This is a genomic window from Faecalibacterium sp. IP-3-29 (assembly GCF_023347335.1).
Lineage (GTDB): Bacteria > Bacillota > Clostridia > Oscillospirales > Ruminococcaceae > Faecalibacterium > Faecalibacterium duncaniae.
The window spans coordinates 2,423,426-2,441,285 of record NZ_CP094471.1 but is presented as its reverse complement, the minus strand read 5'-3'; the positions used below and the strand labels follow the sequence as shown (position 1 = coordinate 2,441,285).

General features: G+C 59.7%; 18 protein-coding genes. 8 read left to right on the top strand and 10 right to left on the bottom strand.

Annotated elements, in window-relative coordinates:
• Window positions 1–6: 6 nt before the first annotated feature.
• Window positions 7–1,203: a hypothetical protein gene (locus tag MTP40_RS11670; RefSeq protein ID WP_249259419.1), complete on the top strand. Its 1,197-nt coding sequence runs from the start codon at window positions 7–9 to the stop codon at window positions 1,201–1,203.
• Window positions 1,204–1,254: 51 nt separating this feature from the next.
• Here the strand turns inward: MTP40_RS11670 and MTP40_RS11665 are convergent, their stop codons facing one another.
• Window positions 1,255–2,217, bottom strand: a complete 963-nt coding sequence (locus MTP40_RS11665) for a biotin--[acetyl-CoA-carboxylase] ligase (protein WP_249259418.1) — start codon at window positions 2,215–2,217, stop codon at window positions 1,255–1,257.
• A gap of 371 nt (window positions 2,218–2,588) precedes the next feature.
• On the opposite strand from MTP40_RS11665, the gene MTP40_RS11660 reads away from it, so the two are divergent.
• From MTP40_RS11660 to MTP40_RS11645, 4 genes are read left to right on the top strand one after another with little or no spacing between them, the layout of a single operon-like run.
• The gene (locus MTP40_RS11660; RefSeq protein ID WP_005934952.1) at window positions 2,589–3,119 is read left to right on the top strand and encodes an RNA polymerase sigma factor; all 531 of its coding nucleotides are present in this window, start codon (window positions 2,589–2,591) and stop codon (window positions 3,117–3,119) included.
• Window positions 3,103–3,681: a hypothetical protein gene (locus MTP40_RS11655; protein WP_249259417.1), complete on the top strand. Its 579-nt coding sequence runs from the start codon at window positions 3,103–3,105 to the stop codon at window positions 3,679–3,681. The genes MTP40_RS11660 and MTP40_RS11655 overlap by 17 nt, the downstream gene beginning before the upstream one ends.
• 10 nt (window positions 3,682–3,691) lie before the next feature.
• A complete protein-coding gene (locus MTP40_RS11650; protein WP_249259416.1) occupies window positions 3,692–4,372 on the top strand; it encodes a hypothetical protein in 681 nt (226 codons plus the stop codon).
• Window positions 4,353–4,847, top strand: a complete 495-nt coding sequence (locus MTP40_RS11645) for a hypothetical protein (RefSeq protein WP_249259415.1) — start codon at window positions 4,353–4,355, stop codon at window positions 4,845–4,847. Before MTP40_RS11650 ends, MTP40_RS11645 begins: the two co-directional genes overlap by 20 nt.
• Window positions 4,848–5,016: 169 nt before the next feature.
• Here MTP40_RS11645 and MTP40_RS11640 read toward each other — a convergent pair whose 3' ends face one another.
• Both MTP40_RS11640 and MTP40_RS11635 read right to left on the bottom strand, forming a co-directional pair.
• Window positions 5,017–6,162 (bottom strand): glycoside hydrolase family 88/105 protein, encoded by a 1,146-nt coding sequence (locus tag MTP40_RS11640; RefSeq protein WP_249259414.1) that lies wholly within the window; start codon window positions 6,160–6,162, stop codon window positions 5,017–5,019.
• 3 nt (window positions 6,163–6,165) lie between these two features.
• Window positions 6,166–7,722, bottom strand: coding sequence for a glycoside hydrolase family 28 protein (locus MTP40_RS11635; RefSeq protein ID WP_156060428.1), 1,557 nt, complete (start codon window positions 7,720–7,722; stop codon window positions 6,166–6,168).
• Window positions 7,723–7,821: 99 nt separating this feature from the next.
• Here MTP40_RS11635 and MTP40_RS11630 point away from each other — a divergent pair, with 99 nt between their 5' ends.
• Window positions 7,822–8,637, top strand: a complete 816-nt coding sequence (locus tag MTP40_RS11630) for an AraC family transcriptional regulator (protein ID WP_005934945.1) — start codon at window positions 7,822–7,824, stop codon at window positions 8,635–8,637.
• Window positions 8,638–8,716: 79 nt separating this feature from the next.
• Here MTP40_RS11630 and MTP40_RS11625 read toward each other — a convergent pair whose 3' ends face one another.
• From MTP40_RS11625 to MTP40_RS11605, 5 genes are all read right to left on the bottom strand, one after another.
• Complete coding sequence (locus tag MTP40_RS11625) at window positions 8,717–9,574, bottom strand: carbohydrate ABC transporter permease (RefSeq protein WP_005934944.1); 858 nt, start codon at window positions 9,572–9,574, stop codon at window positions 8,717–8,719.
• A gap of 11 nt (window positions 9,575–9,585) precedes the next feature.
• Window positions 9,586–10,512: a carbohydrate ABC transporter permease gene (locus MTP40_RS11620; protein WP_156060430.1), complete on the bottom strand. Its 927-nt coding sequence runs from the start codon at window positions 10,510–10,512 to the stop codon at window positions 9,586–9,588.
• A gap of 164 nt (window positions 10,513–10,676) precedes the next feature.
• Complete coding sequence (locus MTP40_RS11615) at window positions 10,677–12,047, bottom strand: ABC transporter substrate-binding protein (protein WP_249259413.1); 1,371 nt, start codon at window positions 12,045–12,047, stop codon at window positions 10,677–10,679.
• A gap of 544 nt (window positions 12,048–12,591) precedes the next feature.
• Window positions 12,592–13,200: a thymidine kinase gene (locus MTP40_RS11610; RefSeq protein ID WP_005934938.1), complete on the bottom strand. Its 609-nt coding sequence runs from the start codon at window positions 13,198–13,200 to the stop codon at window positions 12,592–12,594.
• Window positions 13,201–13,287: 87 nt separating this feature from the next.
• Window positions 13,288–13,929, bottom strand: coding sequence for a redox-sensing transcriptional repressor Rex (locus tag MTP40_RS11605; RefSeq protein WP_005934937.1), 642 nt, complete (start codon window positions 13,927–13,929; stop codon window positions 13,288–13,290).
• Between the two features lie 253 nt (window positions 13,930–14,182).
• Between MTP40_RS11605 and MTP40_RS11600 the strand changes: the two genes are divergently transcribed.
• Window positions 14,183–14,869, top strand: coding sequence for a ClpP family protease (locus tag MTP40_RS11600; protein ID WP_117505865.1), 687 nt, complete (start codon window positions 14,183–14,185; stop codon window positions 14,867–14,869).
• 31 nt (window positions 14,870–14,900) lie between these two features.
• Here MTP40_RS11600 and MTP40_RS11595 read toward each other — a convergent pair whose 3' ends face one another.
• Both MTP40_RS11595 and MTP40_RS11590 read right to left on the bottom strand, forming a co-directional pair.
• Window positions 14,901–16,229: an MATE family efflux transporter gene (locus tag MTP40_RS11595; RefSeq protein ID WP_249259412.1), complete on the bottom strand. Its 1,329-nt coding sequence runs from the start codon at window positions 16,227–16,229 to the stop codon at window positions 14,901–14,903.
• Window positions 16,230–16,246: 17 nt separating this feature from the next.
• Complete coding sequence (locus tag MTP40_RS11590; RefSeq protein ID WP_005934933.1) at window positions 16,247–17,158, bottom strand: pyridoxal-phosphate dependent enzyme; 912 nt, start codon at window positions 17,156–17,158, stop codon at window positions 16,247–16,249.
• Between the two features lie 296 nt (window positions 17,159–17,454).
• On the opposite strand from MTP40_RS11590, the gene MTP40_RS11585 reads away from it, so the two are divergent.
• A complete protein-coding gene (locus MTP40_RS11585) occupies window positions 17,455–17,838 on the top strand; it encodes a sigma factor-like helix-turn-helix DNA-binding protein (protein ID WP_035394754.1) in 384 nt (127 codons plus the stop codon).
• The last annotated feature ends 22 nt before the right edge of the window (window positions 17,839–17,860 follow it).

Sequence of the window (17,860 nt, the reverse complement as noted above, 5' to 3'; positions counted from 1 at the left end):
TTCCGGATGAATGCAGAGCAGCGTGCGGTGTTTCAGGGCATCGTCTACTACTACCGCGAAAATCAGGTCCTCTGCCGCTATCAGGCCACGCTGAAGGAGGCCGTTGCCCCGGCCCTTCTGCAGCAGGCACTGGATGCGGCCCGCCCGCTGGCAGAATATTATTTCTGCCATGTGGTGTGGGAAAAGCAGGAGGCCCGTCTGGAGCCCAACACTGCCCCCTGCCGTGTGCGGCAGGGCAGCGCCCAGCCAAAGATCCCCGAGGAGACGAACGAGTATCTCTTCTCGCTGGGCTATGAGGGGAACACGGTCTATCTGGACTGGTTCCACTTCCTGGCCGATGGCCGGGGCAGCGCGCCCTTTTTCACCCTGCTGCTCAAGCTCTACTGCAACCTGCGCTCCAACGCTGGTTTTGTGTGCGAGGCCCTTGCCTCTGACCCGCCCTACGATGTGGAACAGCTGCTGGCCCGCTACCCGGAGAGCCAGGTGACCAACAACATGCAGAAGGACGTGCTGCAGATCCACGAAGGCACGCCCCATTTTCAGCGGCTGCGGCTGGACAGACAGAGCCTTGTGGATCTGGCGCAGAAGGAGGGCATGAAGCCCTTCAGCGCCCTCATGGGGCTGACCTGCCAGGCAGCGCAGCGGTATCTGGAAAAGAATGACCTTGTGTACAGCTATGCCGCCGACACCCGCGCGGCGCTGGGGGTGCCGCATGCCCTGTACAACTGCATTGCGTCCTTTCAGCTGCCCCTGCGGCTGGAACCGCAGGCCAGGCTCCACAGCTTTGCAAAGCGGCTCGACCATGAGATCCGGGAAAGCCTGACCCCGGAGCGCCGCCTGTTCCGCATGGCCGAACAGATGGGCTGGGTGTATCAGGTGTTCCGGCAGAAGGCCGCGCTCAAGATCAAGAAGCGTGTGTTCCAGATGGGCGAGTACATCAGCGGCTTCCCGGCAGATTTCTGGGTCAGCTACATCGGCAGCCCGCTGCTGCCGCACAGCCCGGAGCTGGAAGCGTACCTGACCGATTTCCAGACCTGGGTGCTGCCGGACGGTGCGTCCCTTGCAATGGAGGTCACCAGCCTGCACGGCGTGCTGACCTGCTGCATTGAGAACAAGGTGGACAAGCCCGGCTACCTCGAGGCCCTGCGCGACGTGATGGAGCAGGAGGGCATCAGGGTGCTGGAAGCGGTACATATCTCTTAAAAGAAAATGACCCTTTCCGTCATGCGTCGGCGTGGCGGAAAGGGTCATTTTTCATGTTGTGGAGGTGGGCCGGATGCTGACCTCGCCGTGCTGCAGGGAAACCTGCCTGCCGCCCTCGCGCTCCACCACCAGACGGCCCGCATCGTCGATGGAAAGGGCCTTTGCGGCATAGGTCTCGGCCCCGGTGCAGACGGTGACCCAGTGGCCCGGCACAAAACAGCGGGCCCGGTACTCGTCCAGACAGTCGAAGGCCGGGCAGAGGGAGAGCAGCTCCCGGGCAATGGCCCCGGCCAGCACTGCCCGGCTCACGGGTGCGGGGCCGCCGGGGTAAAGGCTGCCCGCCGTGCGGGCCAGCTCCTCGGGCCAGTCGGCAGGGGAGGTGGTCAGGTTGAGGCCGATGCCCACCACCAGCCATTCCAGCTGGCCGCTCTCCATGTCGGTCCCGGCTTCGGTCAGGATGCCGCAGACCTTGCGGCCCTGATAGTAAAGGTCGTTCACCCATTTGATGCCCAGTTCCAGTCCGCACAGGGCCTTGACAGCCCGGGCCACGGCCACCGCCGCACTGATGGTCGCGCTCTGGGCATCGGCAGCAGAGAGGGCGGGCCGCAGGATGAGGGAGAGGTAGACCCCCTTCCCGGCAGGGCTTTCGAACCGCCGCCCCAGCCGCCCGCGCCCCGCCTGCTGATGGGCCGTGAGCACCAGCGTGCCGTGGGGCGCGCCGCCCAGTGCCAGCTGCTTGGCCGTCAGGTTGGAGCTTTGCAGCGTGTCGTAGATGTGGATGGGGGCGGGATAGGGGCCCACTGCCTCGGCGCAGAAGGGGTCACCGCCTGCCAGCCGGTAGCCCCGGCGCGGGGCGGAATCCAGCGCGTATCCCTGGGCCGAAAGCGCCTGTGCCGCCTTGTGGACAGCCGCGCGGCTCACGCCCAGCGCTTCGGCCAGCTGCTGGCCTGAGATATAGGCTCCCTTTGCCGCTGAAAGCGCCTGCAACAGGGCCTGTTTGGTGCTTCCCCCCATGGAAAACGCCTCCTTCTTGTGCTATAGTAGTAATAGTATAGCATAACTTGAGGCATTGCAAAAGAAGAACCTCTCAGGCGCTTTGCGCCAATGACGGGTTGCGGCTCCCAGCATCCACTTCGTGCAATGCACTTGTGGATTGCTGGCCGCGGCCCCAACAACTCCTCCCTGTTTCCGCCACTGGCGGCGGTCGTTGTTGTTGCCCCTGATAGGGGAGCCAAGCAGCGCTTCCTGCCTCTTCTACCAGGAGAGGTGGCATTGCGCAGCAATGACGGAGAGATTTATCTGTTTTTTTCAAAATTTTTTGCAGGAAAACCGCGCTCTGCTTCGTATTCAATTACAGAGCGGCAGGAAAGGAGGGATGCGGACCGTTGACAACACTGGAATTCAATGCGCTGGTGCGGCAGTATCAGGGGCTGGTCTACACGGTCTGCCACCAGCTGGTGCCGGACGAGGGCGATGCCCAGGATCTGGCACAGGAGACCTTTCTGGCCGCATGGCGGGCCATTGACCGCTGCCCGCCCGGGTACGAAAAGCAGTGGCTGGCGCGTATCGCTTCCAACAAAGCCAAGGACTACCTGCGCAGTGCGTGGGTGCGCCGGGTGAACACCCCGGGAGATGATATCCTTGCACTGGAAGGCGCGCCGCCCGGCTCCGACCCGGAGCAGCAGGTGCTGGATGCCATGAGCGAGGAGACCCTGACCGGGAAGATCCTGGGGATGCGGGAGCCGTACCGCACCCCCTGCCGCCTGATGCTGCTGGAGGGCCGCACCGCCGCCGAGGCGGCAGCCCTCTGCGGCAGGCCCCAAAAGACGGTGGAGGCGCAGATCTACCGGGCAAAGAAAATGCTGGCGGAGCAGATCCGTCAGGAAAGGAGGAGCGAAGATGGAATTGTTTCGTGAAGATGGCTGCATGACCGACGCGGGCTTCCGGGCCATGATGGACGGCCAGCTGGATGAGCTGGGCAGGCTGGAAGCCGCCGAACACCTCTCTTATTGTGACCAGTGCATGGACCGCTACACGGCCCTTTTGACCGCCGACGCACTGGAAACACCGCCAAGGAGTGTGCAGGGCGCGGTGATGGGCACGATCTGGGCCCGCCTGATGCAGAATACCTATGGCAGGGCTGCCGTGGCCGGTGTGGCCGCTGTGCTGGCCCTGACCCTGTGGCGGAGCGGGGCGCTGCAGCAGATCATCCAGTATGGTGCCGGGCGGGAGACCGTGCTGGAGACCGACCAGAGCCAGCTCTGGGAACCCGGCCAGAATGACCCGGCCCCGGAGAACACCCCGCAATACCGCCCCATTGAGGACGACCGACCGCAGGCCGCGCCGGAACAGCTGGGGAGACCCATGGAGACAAAACAGGACCGCCGCTATGCCGGCGAAAGCTCCTCTTTGCTCCACAAGCTGCTCACGGATGTGACCGATAAGATCGCGGGCAACACCCCGAATACAGAGAAATGAGGGAACGATTATGAAGAAAAATGGCATCCTGACCCTGCTGTTCGCCTTTATCCCGGGCGCGGGCCAGATGTATCAGGGATATATGAAGCGCGGCCTTTCGCTGGTGCTGATGGCGGCTGCCATCAGCATGGCAGCCATGCTGATCCCGCCCATCGCGTTTGCGCTGCTGGTGGTGTTCATGTACAGCTTTTTCGACACCTTCAACCTGCGTGCCCAGATCAGCATGGGCACCGCCCCGGAGGACGATTATCTGGTCCACTTCGATCCGCAGGACAAGCGCCTTGCACGGATGATGATGGACAGCCACAAGCTGGTGGGCTGGTGCCTGATCGCCACCGGTGCGCTGATCGCCTACGAGCAGATCATTATGAACACGCTGGGCGATATCCTGTGGCGCTGGGGCCAGAAGGCTCCGGTGTGGCGGGCCATCTATCTGGTGATGGATCAATTGCCCGAGGTGGTGCTCTGCGTGGCACTGATCCTGTGCGGCATCTGGCTGGTGCGTGGGCCCAGGGCAAAGAAAGCTGCCCCGGAAGCCGCCGCCCCGGAGGAAACCGATTTTCAGGAGTATCAGCCCGAAAAGAAGATGCCCAGCCTGCTGGATCGCTTTGCCCGCAAGGCAGAGCCGGATACGACCGGTGAGGTGACCCTTGACCCGGAGGATGAAGACGATGGACGAGAAGAAGAATAACACAGCAGAGACCCCGGCCTTCAAGGCCCCGGAAAACGCCCCGGTGCGCCGGGTGGGCACCCTGACGCTGGGAGTCTGCCTGATCGCCTGCGGCGTGCTGTTCCTCTGCTATTTCTTTGTGCCGCATTTCAACTGGGACCTTGCGCTGAAGATCGCTCCGGCGGCAGGGCTGATCCTGCTGGGGTGCGAGGTGCTGTATTTTGCCGCAAGGCCCCAGCGCTGGAAGTACGATTTTCTCTCGGTGCTCCTCTGCATCGTGCTGATGGTCAGCGCCTTTGGCGGGGCCTGCCTGATGGCAGCCTTTGATTTTGCCCTGCACCGGGAGGAGTTCTGGATCGAATACGATGCCCGGCAGGAACAGGACTTGGATGATGCGGAAAGCGACCGCCTGCGTCTTGATCTGGACGAGGGCACCGGCCCGGACCTCGATGAGGAAAATGAGGACAGCAGTGCGGCCTCCCACACGGAAGTGTGAGCCATACAAAAAACATATCACAGCAATATAAAAGATACCTTTTACAGGGGGCACCTGTCCGGGTATACTGAATGTGTACCCGGACGATGGGTGCTCGAAGAAAAAAGTGTAAAAGCGAACCGCCATGGCATCTGTCACCATGGCGGTTCGCTTTTTGCTGTGTCGTGTATTACTTGCGGGCGATCATCTCGGTGTAGGCCAGCACCAGGGGGCCTACGCCCTTGGCATCGTTGCAGACCACAGGCTCACTGAAGTAGTAGGCCAGGGAGCCGTCGCGGTGGTCCTTGCCGCCCAGACCTGCCACCAGGCAGATGCCATCCAGCTGCAGGCTGCCGTCCGGGTTCTTGGAGAGGTACCTGTCACAGGTGCCGTAGAAGGCTTTCTCAGCCCAGGCAGCCATCCGCTTGGGCAGGTAGCCCAGGCGCACGCCCTTGAGCACCGCATAGGCGAACAGGGCGGTGCCGCTGGTCTCAAGGTAGTTGCCCTCCACGCCGGGGTGATCCATCACCTGCCAGAACATGCCGGTCTCCTCGTCCTGGAACTTGTGCACATCCTCAATGGTCTGGCGGAGCATGGCCATGATGCCGCGGTACTCGTTGTACAGCTGCTCGTCCATCCGCTCCAGCACATCCACCATGGCCACCATGAACCAGCCCATGGCCCGCAGCCAGAAGTTGGGGCTGCAGCCGGTCACGGGGTCAGCCCAGTACATCTGGCGGCTCTCGTCGTAGCCGTGGTAGTACAGGCCGGTCTTTTCGTCCCGCATGTGCTTTTTGATGTTCATAAACTGCTTGTAGCTGTCAATGCAGCCCTGCATCTTGTTGTAGCGGGTCTCGTACTCCATGTAGAAGGGCTGGGCCATGTAGGTGCCGTCCAGCCAGACCTGCCAGGGGTAGATATCCTTGTGCCAGAAGTTGCCCTCCTTGGTGCGGGGCTGGGTGAGCAGCTGGCTGCGGATGGTGTCGATGGCCCGGCGGTACTTCTCATCCCCGAGGATGTCGTACAGGGTGAACAGGTTCTTGCCCTGATTCACATTGTCCAGATTGTACTCCTTAGGGTCATAGGTCTTGATGGAGCCATCCTCCTGCACAAAGAAGTCGATGAAGTCCTTGGAGAAGCTCAGGTACTTCTCGTCGCCGGTGGTCTTGTACAGGCTCAGGCAGGCCGTGATCATGCAGCCGTCGATGTAGTTCCACTTGTTGGGCTTGCCGCTGCGCACCTTTTCAATGTTCCACATGGGGGCCTCGGCGCTGGAATTGGCGATCAGGTAGTCCACATAGTCGCCCAGCAGGGTGAGAATTTCTTCATGGGTCATGGGTCAGTCCTCCTCGAAATGGCCGACATTGGCAAAGCGCAGGCGCTCGCCCTCGTAGCCGGTGATCTTGACGTTGTGCAGGTCGATCTCCTTGACGTTCTCCGCGTAGATGGCCAGCTTTTTCACGTTGGGGCGGTTGTCCGCCATGGCGGCCTGACCGGCTTCGGCGTTGGGGTCAAAGGTGATGGTGACATTCTTCATGGAGATGCGCTCGATGGGCTGCTCAGGCAGGCCGTCGAAGTAGCAGCCCGCGAACTGTGCGTCGGTGGCCACGATATCCTCCATGGTCAGGCTGCCCAGCTTGGGGGTGTACTCATCCACCGGCATAGCATCGCGGCACTGGACATAGGGGCTGTGGCCGTCCGGGTCACAGAAATAGAACATGTTGATGACAAAGGGAGCCTTGACACCGCGCATTTCCACATTGCGGAACACCAGCCCGTCGATGACGGCGGTGTTGCCGCGGCCGCGCCGGGTCTTGACCCGCAGGCCGCGGTCGGTGTGATCCATCAGGCACTGGGTCACCACCATATCCTTCACGCCGCCGCTCATCTCGCTGCCGATGACGATGCCGCCATGGCCTTTGTCCAGCAGGCAGTTCCGGATCACAGTGTGCGCACAGCTCTTTTTCAGCTTCATGCCCAGGAACACCTTGCTGGCTTTCATGGCAATGCAGTCGTCACCCACGTGGATGTTCGCACCGATGATGCGGATGTACTCGCAGCTCTCGGGGTCAATGCCGTCGGTGTTGGGAGCGTTGTAGGGGTTGTTGATGTTGAAGTTCAGTAGATCCAGATGCTTGACGAAGATGGGGTGGATGGTCCAGGAGTAGCTGTTCTGCACCGTGATGCCGTGCAGGCAGATGTTCTCACTGTCCACCGCGGCCACCGCGCGGGGCCGCCATGCGATCCGCTTGACCTTCTGGTTGATCCACCAGTCGCCGTTCTGGGCATCGCAGTCCAGTGTGCCCTCGCCGGTCACCACCACGTCGTGCACCTGCGTGATGTTCAAAAGACCTGCAAAGCTGTCCAGCGGGTTGCCCTCCCAGCCGGTCAGGTAGTATTCATCCACCTCGTTCTCACTGGGGATGACACCGGGCAGGATGGGGTAGTGGGTGCGGTCGTTGTCGCCCAGCAGCACAGCGCCCTTTTCCAGGTAGAGGGTGGTGCAGCTCTTCATAAACAGGCTGGAGGTGCGGTAGCGCCCGGCGGGCACATACACCGTGCCGCCTTTGGGGCAGGTGGAAAGGGCAGCCTGCAGCTTGCCGGTGTTGTCGGTGGTGCCATCGGCCACCAGGCCGTAGCGGGATGCGTCCACAAAGAAGGTCTCAGCCTCAGTGGTGAAATCGAGGGTCAGGGTCTCGCCCTCAGCCTGCACGGCAACCGTGTAGGGGGTGCCGGGCAGCAGGCTGAACAGGGAGAACACATTGGTCTCGCAGGCAGTGTAAACGGTCTCGCCGTTCAGCTGAACGGTGAAGGGATGCGCCGGACGATAGCACAGGCCGTTTTCCAGCTCGAACACGGCGCTGCGGGTCATGGAACGGATCAGGGAAAGCTTCATAAACAGGATGCCTCCTTGGATGTTGAAAGATTTATGGGTTGCCCACAGGTGGCGGGCATGGTACACTGAGAAAAAGAAACTGTTGAATGGGGTGTGCGGATGAAAGCGGAACGGGAAAAATGGAGCGGCCGGGTAACGGCAAAGGCGCTGCGGTTCCAGACCGGCCAGTATGAGTTGGCTGAGGAGGAGGAGATCTGCCGGATCATTCTGGTGTCCGGCGGCAGCTTTACGCTGGTGCGGGGCGGCGAGAGCCTGCTGGTAAACCCGGGCTGTGTGCTGCTGCTGGGCCCCGGCGGGGGCCTGCTGCAGCAGGCGGGCCACATTGCCCCTGAGCTCCTCGGCTGCCGGTTTCCGGCGGGCGTTCTCCCGGTGCTCAAGAACCTGATGCAGCGGGATTTCATGCCGCTGTTCGAGCCGGGAGCACAAACGGCCCTGTACGGTCCGGTGCAGTGGTCAGGCCGCCTGCGCACCCTGTTGGGCATGATGCAGAGCGCCGAGAGCGAGCCGGAAAGCCCCGGCATGATCTATCTTACCCTCATCCTGCACTATGTGGAGCAGGAGTGCCGCAGTGAAAAGCAGGACATCCGCCCCCGCAACGAGACGGTGGAACAGATCTGCGCTTACCTTGCAGCCAACTACCAGCAGAAATTTTCCCTGACAGATGTGGCTGCGCGGTTCTACCTGTCGCCCTATTATCTGAGCCGGCTGTTCCGGCGGGTTACGGGCCAGTCCATTGTGGATTACATCAATGGCCGCCGCATCGAGGCTGCCCAGCGTCTGCTGGAGAGCACCGACCTGAACATCAGCGCGGTGGCCGAGCAGACCGGCTTTGCCTCCGCCGCCCATTTCCGCCGCGTGTTCCGCGAGACGATGGGAACGGGGCCGCTGCAATACCGCAAGAGCCACCGCGGATAAGAACAACGCCCCCTGTGCTGCGCACAGGGGGCGTTGCTTATTCATCGAAAGTCAATGGTTCTGTCCGCAGAGGGGGTGCTTAGCCCTTGACAGCACCGGCGGAGATACCTTCGACGAACTGATCCTGTGCACAGAAGAAAACGATCAGCTGCGGCAGGATGGAGATCAGGGACAGGGCCAGGATACGGTTCCAGGCAAAGCCGGTATCACCGTCCATGGACAGCTTGACGAACAGGGACATGGGGTACTTTGCAGGGGTCTGCACGTAAAGCAGGGGGCCCATGAAGTCGTTGCAGCTCCACATGAACTGGAACAGTGCGCAGGACACCAGAGCAGGCATCAGCATGGGGACAATGACCTTGTACAGGGTCTGGAAGGAGTTGCAGCCATCAATGGCGGCAGCCTCGTCCAGATCGCGCGGGACATTGCGCATGAACTGCACCAGCTGGTAAACAAAGTAGGTCTCAGTTGCAAATGCAGTGTGGACCCAGATGGCCAGATAGAACGGGCTGTTGACCCAGCCGAACTTGGTGTACAGCAGGAACTGAGGAACGTTCAGAACGACCTGAGGCAGGAACAGGGTGGCCAGCATGATGCTGAACAGGATCTTCCGGCCCGGGAAGTCGAAACGGCCAAAGCCGTAAGCTGCAATGCAGGAGGAGACCACCGTGCAGATGACCTTGGGCAGAACATAAGAATAAGTGTTCAGCATGGCCTGCAGGATGTTGATGGAACCGCCGAAGTTGTTCAGCGCGTTCTTGTAGCCCTCCAGGGTGGGGTTCTTGATCCACAGGCCGATGCCTGCAAAGATCTCGCTGTTGTCCTTAAAGGTAGCGCTGACCATCCACAGCAGGGGATAGATCATGATCAGGCCCACCAGGATCAGGACAAGATACTTAAAAAACGTCGCAATGGCGTTGGATGCTTTCATTCCCATACTGTCACACCTTACCTTTCATCCGAGTAGTAGACCCACTTCTTCTGGCTGGTGAAGGCGATGATCGTGAGGATGCAGACGATCACGAACATGATCCAGGCCAGAGCGGAAGCCATGCCCATCTGGTTGGACTTGAAGGCGTAGTTGTAAACCAGAATGGAGATCAGGGTGGTGGAGTTGCGCGGGCCGCCGTTGGTGATGATGAAGGGGCCGTTGAACTCCTGGAAAGCCTGGCAGATCTGAGTGACCAGGTTGTAGAAGATGATGGGGGTGATCATGGGAACAGTGATGGAGAAGAACTGCTTCCACTTACCGGCACCATCGATGGTGGCAGCCTCGTACAGGTCTGCAGGCACGCCCTTCAGGGCGGCCAGGAACAGCACCATGGCGGAGCCGAACTGCCAGATGCGCAGGAAGCAGATGATCCACAGCGCATAGTTGGGGTCGCTCAGCCAGGAGGGGCCCTGTGCGTGGCCGAAGGTGATGGCGCGGATGATGGTGTTGACCAGACCATCATCACGGAAAACGGCCTTCCACAGCACGGCGATGGCAACGGAGCCGCCCAGAATGGACGGGATGTAGTAAACGGTACGGAACAGGTTCACGCAGGCAATCTTGAAGTTCAGGATGTATGCGATGAACAGAGCAAAGATCAGCTTCAGGGGCACGGTGATGAAGGCGTATTTGAAGGTGGTGACCAGAGCCTTGGTGACCTTGGCATCAGAGAAGGCGGTGACGTAGTTCATCACGCCGTACTGGTGGATGCCGTTGAAGAAGTTCATGTCGGTGAAGCTGTAATACAGCGACTGACCGAAGGGGATGGCCTTGAACACGACAAAGCCGATGATCCAGGGGATCAGGTAGATCAGACCCTGCCACTTATCCAGGAACTTCTGTGCGGGGGTACGCCCGAGAGAGGGCGCTTTGCTTTCTTTCATCCGGGGATCCTCCTTTGGTGAAAATCAGTGCAACAAACCTTATGTCACACTTTGGCAACAGATTTGTCAGAAAATTGTAACCTGTGCCTGAGAAAAAAGGGGCATCGGGCCTACGGGTGGACGATGCCCCTGATATGTAATTTGACTCAGGTCAGCAAAGAAGATCAGACAGTGTAGCCAACAGCAGACATGCCGTCCAGCAGAACGTCAACGACATCTGCGCCGCTCTTATTGTCGTAGTCGACGGTATCGAACACTTCCTGATAGGTGCCGGTGCCGGTAGCCTTCAGATCGGAAGACTCGAACAGGGGATCCAGCTGGCAGGAAACGAAGCTCATGACCTTGCTGTTTGCCTCAGCGACCAGTTCGTTGATCTTACCGGCAGCCTGAGCGGTAGCCAGACCAGCCTTGGAAGCGGGGATGCCGCACTCGGAGCCCATGATGGCAGCGCCGTCGCCGTTCCACAGGTACTCGATCAGGGTAGCAGCCTCAGCGGGGTTCTTGCAGGTCTTGGTGATGGCCATGCCCATGGAGACCTTGGAGAAGCCGCCGTTGTAATCGCCGAACTTGATCTCCTCACCAACGGTGAAGCCGGGCTTGTTCTCCTCGTCCAGAGCGTCCTGGTACTTGGAAGCAGCGGAATCCCACTCGAAGATGCCGGCGATCTTGCCGGTGATCCACTCGTTGGACTGGTGGGTAGCACCGTCGCCGTTTGCACCGTAGTAGGTGGGCAGCGGCATGATGACGTGGCCGTCGACCAGGCTCTTGATGAAGTCGATGCCCTCGGCGATCTCATCAGCGGTGTAGTTCAGGGTAGAGGTGGTGGGATCTGCCCAGTCCTTGCCGTACTTGGACTCGAGGTAGAACACCATCAGGATCATACGGTCGTATGCGCCCAGGTGCAGGGGATAGTAATCATCGCCCAGCTTCTCCTGGAAAGCCTTGCCGGCTGCAAACAGATCGTCCTCGGTGGAGGGAACTTCGGTGATGCCGGCCTTGTTAAAGGTGGTCATGTTCCAGTAGAAGATACGGCCGGTCATGGAGATGGGCACGCACTGCTGTGCATTTGCAACGTTGCAGGCACCCAGCTTTGCGTCGTCCCACTGGGACATATCCAGGTAATCGGTGACGCTGTTCAGATCCAGGAAGGTCTGGCCGTTGCCGGAGTAGTTGTACAGCCAGTTCCAGTTGATCTGGCAGACATCCTCAGCCACGCCGCCTGCAAACTTGGTGGACATGGTGTCCTCCCAGCCGGACCATGCAGCGAAGGTGGGGTTGACGGTGATGGTGGTGTGCTCAGCAGAGAAAGCCTTCAGGGCCTCCTGGTAAGCGTTGTGGCGGGACTCGCCGCCCCACCAGCTCATGGTCAGGGTAACGGGATCGCTGCTCAGGCCAGCCACGGAAGCAGCCTCGGCTGCAGAAGAAGCGGTGCTGGAAGCAGCGCCGCCATTGCCGCCGCAGGCAGCCAGCAGACCAGCTGCACCGACAGCACCGGTGACCTTCAGGAAATCACGACGGGAAATTGCCTTGCTCATTGTTGTTCTCCTCCTAATAAATCAAAAAACATCGAGCGGGCCTTACTGCACAAGGCTCGTTGTATACAAATATGATAACAAAAGGAATGGGAAAAAGAAAGATGTAAATTGAAGTGATACGGACAAAAAACGAACAAATATTGCTCTTGTGATTTGCGACGATTTGACGGCATTGCCGAAATGAATAAACTTGGGGCGAAAAACTATGCAATCTGCATAGTTGGATAGATTGCATAGAAACGGGCCGAGAAAGTGTGGCGGAACCTCTAAAATTGCAATGTTTTTGTAACTTATTGCGAAATTGACGGTATATTGTTGTATACAACATGTGAAAAAAGTGACGATATCGCTGTTTTGTGAACTGATATATCAATTGCGCAAAAAACGTTCGCCGTTGGATACAACTGATATATCACTTTGGAAGGCGGCAGGCAAAAAAGAGCGCCGCCCGGCTGGGCAGCGCTCTGAAAATTGTAAAAAACTCCTGGGAGCTCCGGGCTCTCATGCAGGAAGGGTGGCTCCTGTGACTGCCGGAGATCGACACTTACTGTGCGTTCCGTTTGGCGTAAAACGCCCGCCGTGCCTTGAAATAGCACTGGGGGCACATGCTGACGTACTGCACATCGTTTTCCAGATCGATGGCGACCTGCTCGCCCTCAAAGACGAACTCCCCATTGACCCTGCGGCAGTTGCAGGTGGCCTTGCGCCCGCAGGTACAGATGGTCTTCATCTCCTCAATGGTGTGGGCCAGCTCCAGCAGACGGGTGGAGCCTGGGAAGCCCTTGAGGGAGAAGTCTGACCGCAGACCGTAGCAGATGACCGGGATGTTCAGGTCTACCGTGACCATGAACAGCTGCTCGGCCTGTGCCGGGGTAAAGAACTGGCTCTCGTCGCAGAGGACGCAGGCCAGCGGCTGCTCCCCGGCTGAGGCGGCGCGTACGGCTTCGAACACATCCACCTCGGGCGGGATGAGCAGGTCAGCCCTGCGGCGCACGCCCAGGCGGCTGACCAGCTCGCCGCCGCCCTTGGTGTCCACCTGGGGCTTCAGGATCAGCACCCGCATTCCCTGCTCTTCGTAGTTGTGGGCCACCTGCATCAGCGCGGTGCTTTTGCCGCTGTTCATGGCACCGTATCGGAAGTATAGCTTCGCCATAGTTGCTCTCCTCATAAAAAGGCAACCCTCTCTGCTCGTTCGGGGGGAGAGGGCTGCCTGTTTTCTGTGATATGCTATAAGAATAGATCAGTCCTGATTGCGCAGGCGGTAACCCAAGCTCATCAGGCTGTCGCCCAGGTGGACGTTCTCCACCACCACTTCGGGGTAGGGCACCGACAGGTCGTAGTGGGAGAAGTTCCAGAAGCCTTTGATGCCCAGTTCGACCAGCCGGCCGCTGAGCTCCTCCGCACCGCTGCGGGGCACACAGAACACAGCCACCTCAGGCTTATGCTCTGCGCAGAAGGCCTCCAGCTCGTCAACGTGTAAGATCTGGATGCCGTTGATCTCTTTGCCCACCTCGCTGGGGGAATTGTCAAAGGCTGCGATCAGCTTGTAGCCGTTGGTGTCGGTGGTGATGAAGCGGCTGACTGCCTTGCCCAACCGGCCGCAGCCGATGAGGATGGTGGGCAGCAGGTCACCGTTGCCGAACAGCAGATGCTCCAGGATGGAAAGCAGGTTCTCCACCGAGTAGCCGATGCCCTGGCGGCCGTTCACGTCGCCGATGCAGTTGAAATCCTGCCGCACCTGAGAGGCTGTGGTGCCCATCTGGGCGGCCAGCTCGCGGGAGGAGATGCTGGTGATGCCGTCGTTCTTCAGCGTCCGCAGGTAGCGGTAGTACTTGGGCAGGCGCTTGATCACCGGAAGGGAAGCTTTGCCGGGATTGTTCATGGAAATGGTTCTCCTTTCATCCAAAGGGAATGCCGGTCTCTTTGCGCCTTGCAAGGTGCACCGGCGATTAAGACAGTTTCTGAACAATAATGATATATACTTGTCAATCTTATTCTTAGTATAAAGTATACTGCAATGAGACAGAATGTCAAATCCTCTGGGCCAATTTTTTTCAAAGTAAAGAAATCTTAACCGCCGCATATTGCTTCGATCCCCGGGAACACTGAAAAAAACACCCTGAGGAGGAGCCAACATGCCGGAAGATGAAAAGGAAACCACCGAACAGCAGCGGCTGGAAAAGGAACAGCTGGAGGATCTGGGCACGGTGTGGCGCACCCGCGGCCCCCATGCCATCCACTGCCTGACCGTGATCGGCCAGATCGAGGGCCATGTGGAGGCCCCGCAGGGTCAGAAGACCACCAAGTATGAGCATGTGATCCCGCAGCTGGTGGCAGTGCAGGAGGACCCTGCTGTGGAGGGCCTGCTGGTGCTCATCAATACCGTGGGCGGGGACGTGGAGGCCGGGCTGGCGCTGGCAGAACTCATTGCCAGCATCTCAAAGCCCAGTGCCACGGTCGTGCTGGGCGGGGGCCACTCCATCGGCATCCCGCTGGCAGTCAGCGCCCGGCGCAGCTTTATCGTGCCCACGGCGACCATGACGGTGCACCCGGTCCGCCACTCCGGCATGATTTTGGGCGTGCCCCAGACCATGCGGTGGTTCGAGCAGATGCAGGAGCGCATCACCGGCTTTGTGGCAGGCCACAGCGGCATTACGGCAGCGCGCTACTCGGAGCTGATGCTCCGCACCGGTGAGCTGGTAATGGACGTGGGCACCATGCTGGACGGCAAAAAGGCCGTGAAGGAGAAGCTCATCGACCAGCTGGGCGGAATCTCTGATGCACTGGAATGGCTGTACCGGGAGATCGAGCGGACTGAGTGAGAGAAAAGACCTGCCCGGGGCGGTGTCGGGCTTACAGTTCGCCCTTCCGCAGATACTTCACCATCATGGGGACTTCATAGACCAGCATGAGGATCCAGCCCACAACATAGCTGTACGGCAGGGCCTCGATATCCATTTTCATCAGCAGCACAAAGACGGCAGCGGCCGCCACACGGCCTGCCATGTTGAGCGTGCTGCTGTTCAGGGTGATCTTAAGGTCGCCCAGGCCGCGGAAGCCGCCCTGGATGCCGTTGGTCAGCGAGGGCATCAGATAGAACAGGGAGACCAGCTTCAAAAAGCGCACTCCCAGATGCACCACGGCGGCATCGGTGACGAAGAGCCGGATGATGGGCTCGGCAAAGAAGAAGCAGACAGCGGTGATAAAAATGGCGTAGAGGAACTCCAACTTCAGGCCGCAGAAGAAGCTGGCGCGGACACGCTCTTTTTTACTTGCACCGCGGTTCTGGGCCATCAGGGTGGTGGTGGCATGGCCGATGTTCTGCTGGGGCACATAGGCAAAGTCATCGATGCGGCCTGCGGCGGCAAAGGCTGCCATGGCGCTGACACCCATGGTGTTCACGATGGCCTGAATGGCGATCTTGCCCAGCTGAACGGTGGCCTGCTGCATGGCGCTGGTCCAGCCGTAGCTGATGGTCTTTTTCAGCAGCGAGGAGTCAAAAATGAACCAGCGCCTGCCCAGCTGCAACACAGGGACCTTCCAGCGGATATAGATCAGGCAGAACACGCAGCAGAGCGCTTCGCTCAGCACGGTGGAAAGGGCACAGCCCTCGGAGCCCCAGTCCAGCACCTCAACAAAGAACAGGTCACCGCCGATGTTCAGCACCGAACTGATCATCAGAAAGTACAGCGCGCTTTTGCTGTCGCCCAGCGCGCGCATGGTGGCGGCGAGGAAATTATAGAAGAAGGTGAACAGCAGCCCGCCGAACACGATGCGCAGGTAGTTCACAGCGATGGGAAGGATCTCTTCCGGCACCTGCAGCAGACGGAGCAGCGGATTTGCCAAAATCACACAGGTCAGCGAGAACACCAGGGAAAAGACGGAGCCTGCAATGGCGGTGGTGGAGACCTGACGCTCCACCAGCTCGGTGTCGCCTGCGCCGAACGCCAGGCTGACAAGGATGCCTGCACCCAGGCAGACACCGTTGATGAACAGGATCGCCAGCGTCATCAGCGGGTTGGAGGTGCCCACGGCGGCAAGGGCATCCTCGCCCACGAATTTGCCGACAATGATGCTGTCCACGGCGTTATAGGTCAGCTGGAACAGGTTGCCCAGCACAAGGGGAATGGTGAAATTGACCAGCAGCGGTGTGATCGGGCCGGTCGTCATATCCTTGGTCATTTGGAACTCTCTTTTCTTTATAGATTAAATGCCTGCCGTCCGCTGAAGATGGCCAGCGCCGAGCGGCTGGTGCCGGTGGCAATCAGCTGTGCAGCGGCGTGGAGGGCTGCACCGGCGGCAGGGGAGGCGGGAATGGCATCGGTGGCAAGGACCCGCTGTGCAGCGCGGTTGGCATCGGTGCTGGTAACGGCGGCTACATTATCCACAACATAGGCGTTGTAATTGCCCGGCACGATGCCGTAGCCGATATCCGGGATGCCGTGCCCGCCGGTGAAGCCGCCGCCCAGAGCCTGATTCTCAAAGGGTTCCACGGCTACGATGCGGACATCGTTGGTCCAGGCCTTGATGGTCTCGCCTACGCCGGTGATGGTGCCCGCACTGCCCACGCCGACGGTGATGGTGTCCACGAGACTGCGGCCCTCCCGGGAGATGGCCTGCACGATGGCGGGGCCGGTCACCCGGCGATGGTATTCGGGGTTATCGTCGTTGGCAAGCCAGTTCATATAGTACCAGCCCTTTTCGGCGGCGGTGGTCTCTGCCAGCGCCCGGGCCCCCGCAAGGCCCCGCTGGGCGGGGGAATGCAGGATCTGTGCCCCCAGCCGGAGCAGGTATTCCTGCCGCAGGGCCGGGGCATCCTCCGGCATGGTCAGCACCACGGGGTGGCCCGCCGTCCGCCCGGCAAGGGCCAGCGCCATGGCAAAGGAGCCGGAGGCCGCTTCAATGATGGGCTGGCCAGGGAGCAGCTTGTGCTTTTCCGCCGCAAGGGCCAGCATCCCCTCGGCCACCGAATCGCGGGACGTGCCGGTGGGCCCATTATAATCAAGGTAAGCATACAGCCGCCCTTTGAGCCCGCAGGCGGCAAGATAGCCCCGCAGCTCCACGATCGGACAGGGGACCAGGGTCTGGTAGATGTTTGGATAGATTGCCACGAAATTCCTCCCTTACGCAAACCTGAGCAGTCAGCACAGAACTGTCTGCCATGCCAAGGGCTCCCCTGTTAGGGGAGCTGGCAAAGCCATCAGGCCTAGACTGAGAGGTTTCATACCTATAAGGTAGCGCATCCTGTGCCCAGCGTCAAGCCGCAATTGGACAAAATGGAGAAAAATCTGCCGAAAAATCAGCAGAGTGATGGAAAAAAGCCTTGACAAGGAAAAGAATGTCTGCTATACTCCGTATGTAAAGCAAATAAACTTTACAACAAATGGAGGTCAGGGCAGAACGCATCATGGCAAAAGACTTTGAAATGGGCTATCTGCTCGATTTTTATGGCGAGGTGCTCACGCCCAAGCAGCGCGAGATGCTGAACCAGTATTACAACGACGACCTCTCCCTCAGTGAGATCGGGGAAAACTTCGGGATCACCCGTCAGGGCGCACGGGATGCCATCAAGCATGGCGAGACCACCCTGAAAGAGCTGGAAGCCAAGGTTGGCTTTGCAGGCCGCTACCGCCGGGTGCAGGAAAAGCTGGAGGAGCTGGAACAGCTGGTCATTGACGCGCGGTTCGAGTGCACCGGCCCCTATGCCAGGCTCACCACCACTGAGTATGCAGCAACGCTGAACAAGATGCTGGGGCTGATCCGCTCCATCGACGAAGTCAACGAGAGCTGACACCATTACTATTTTGAGAGGA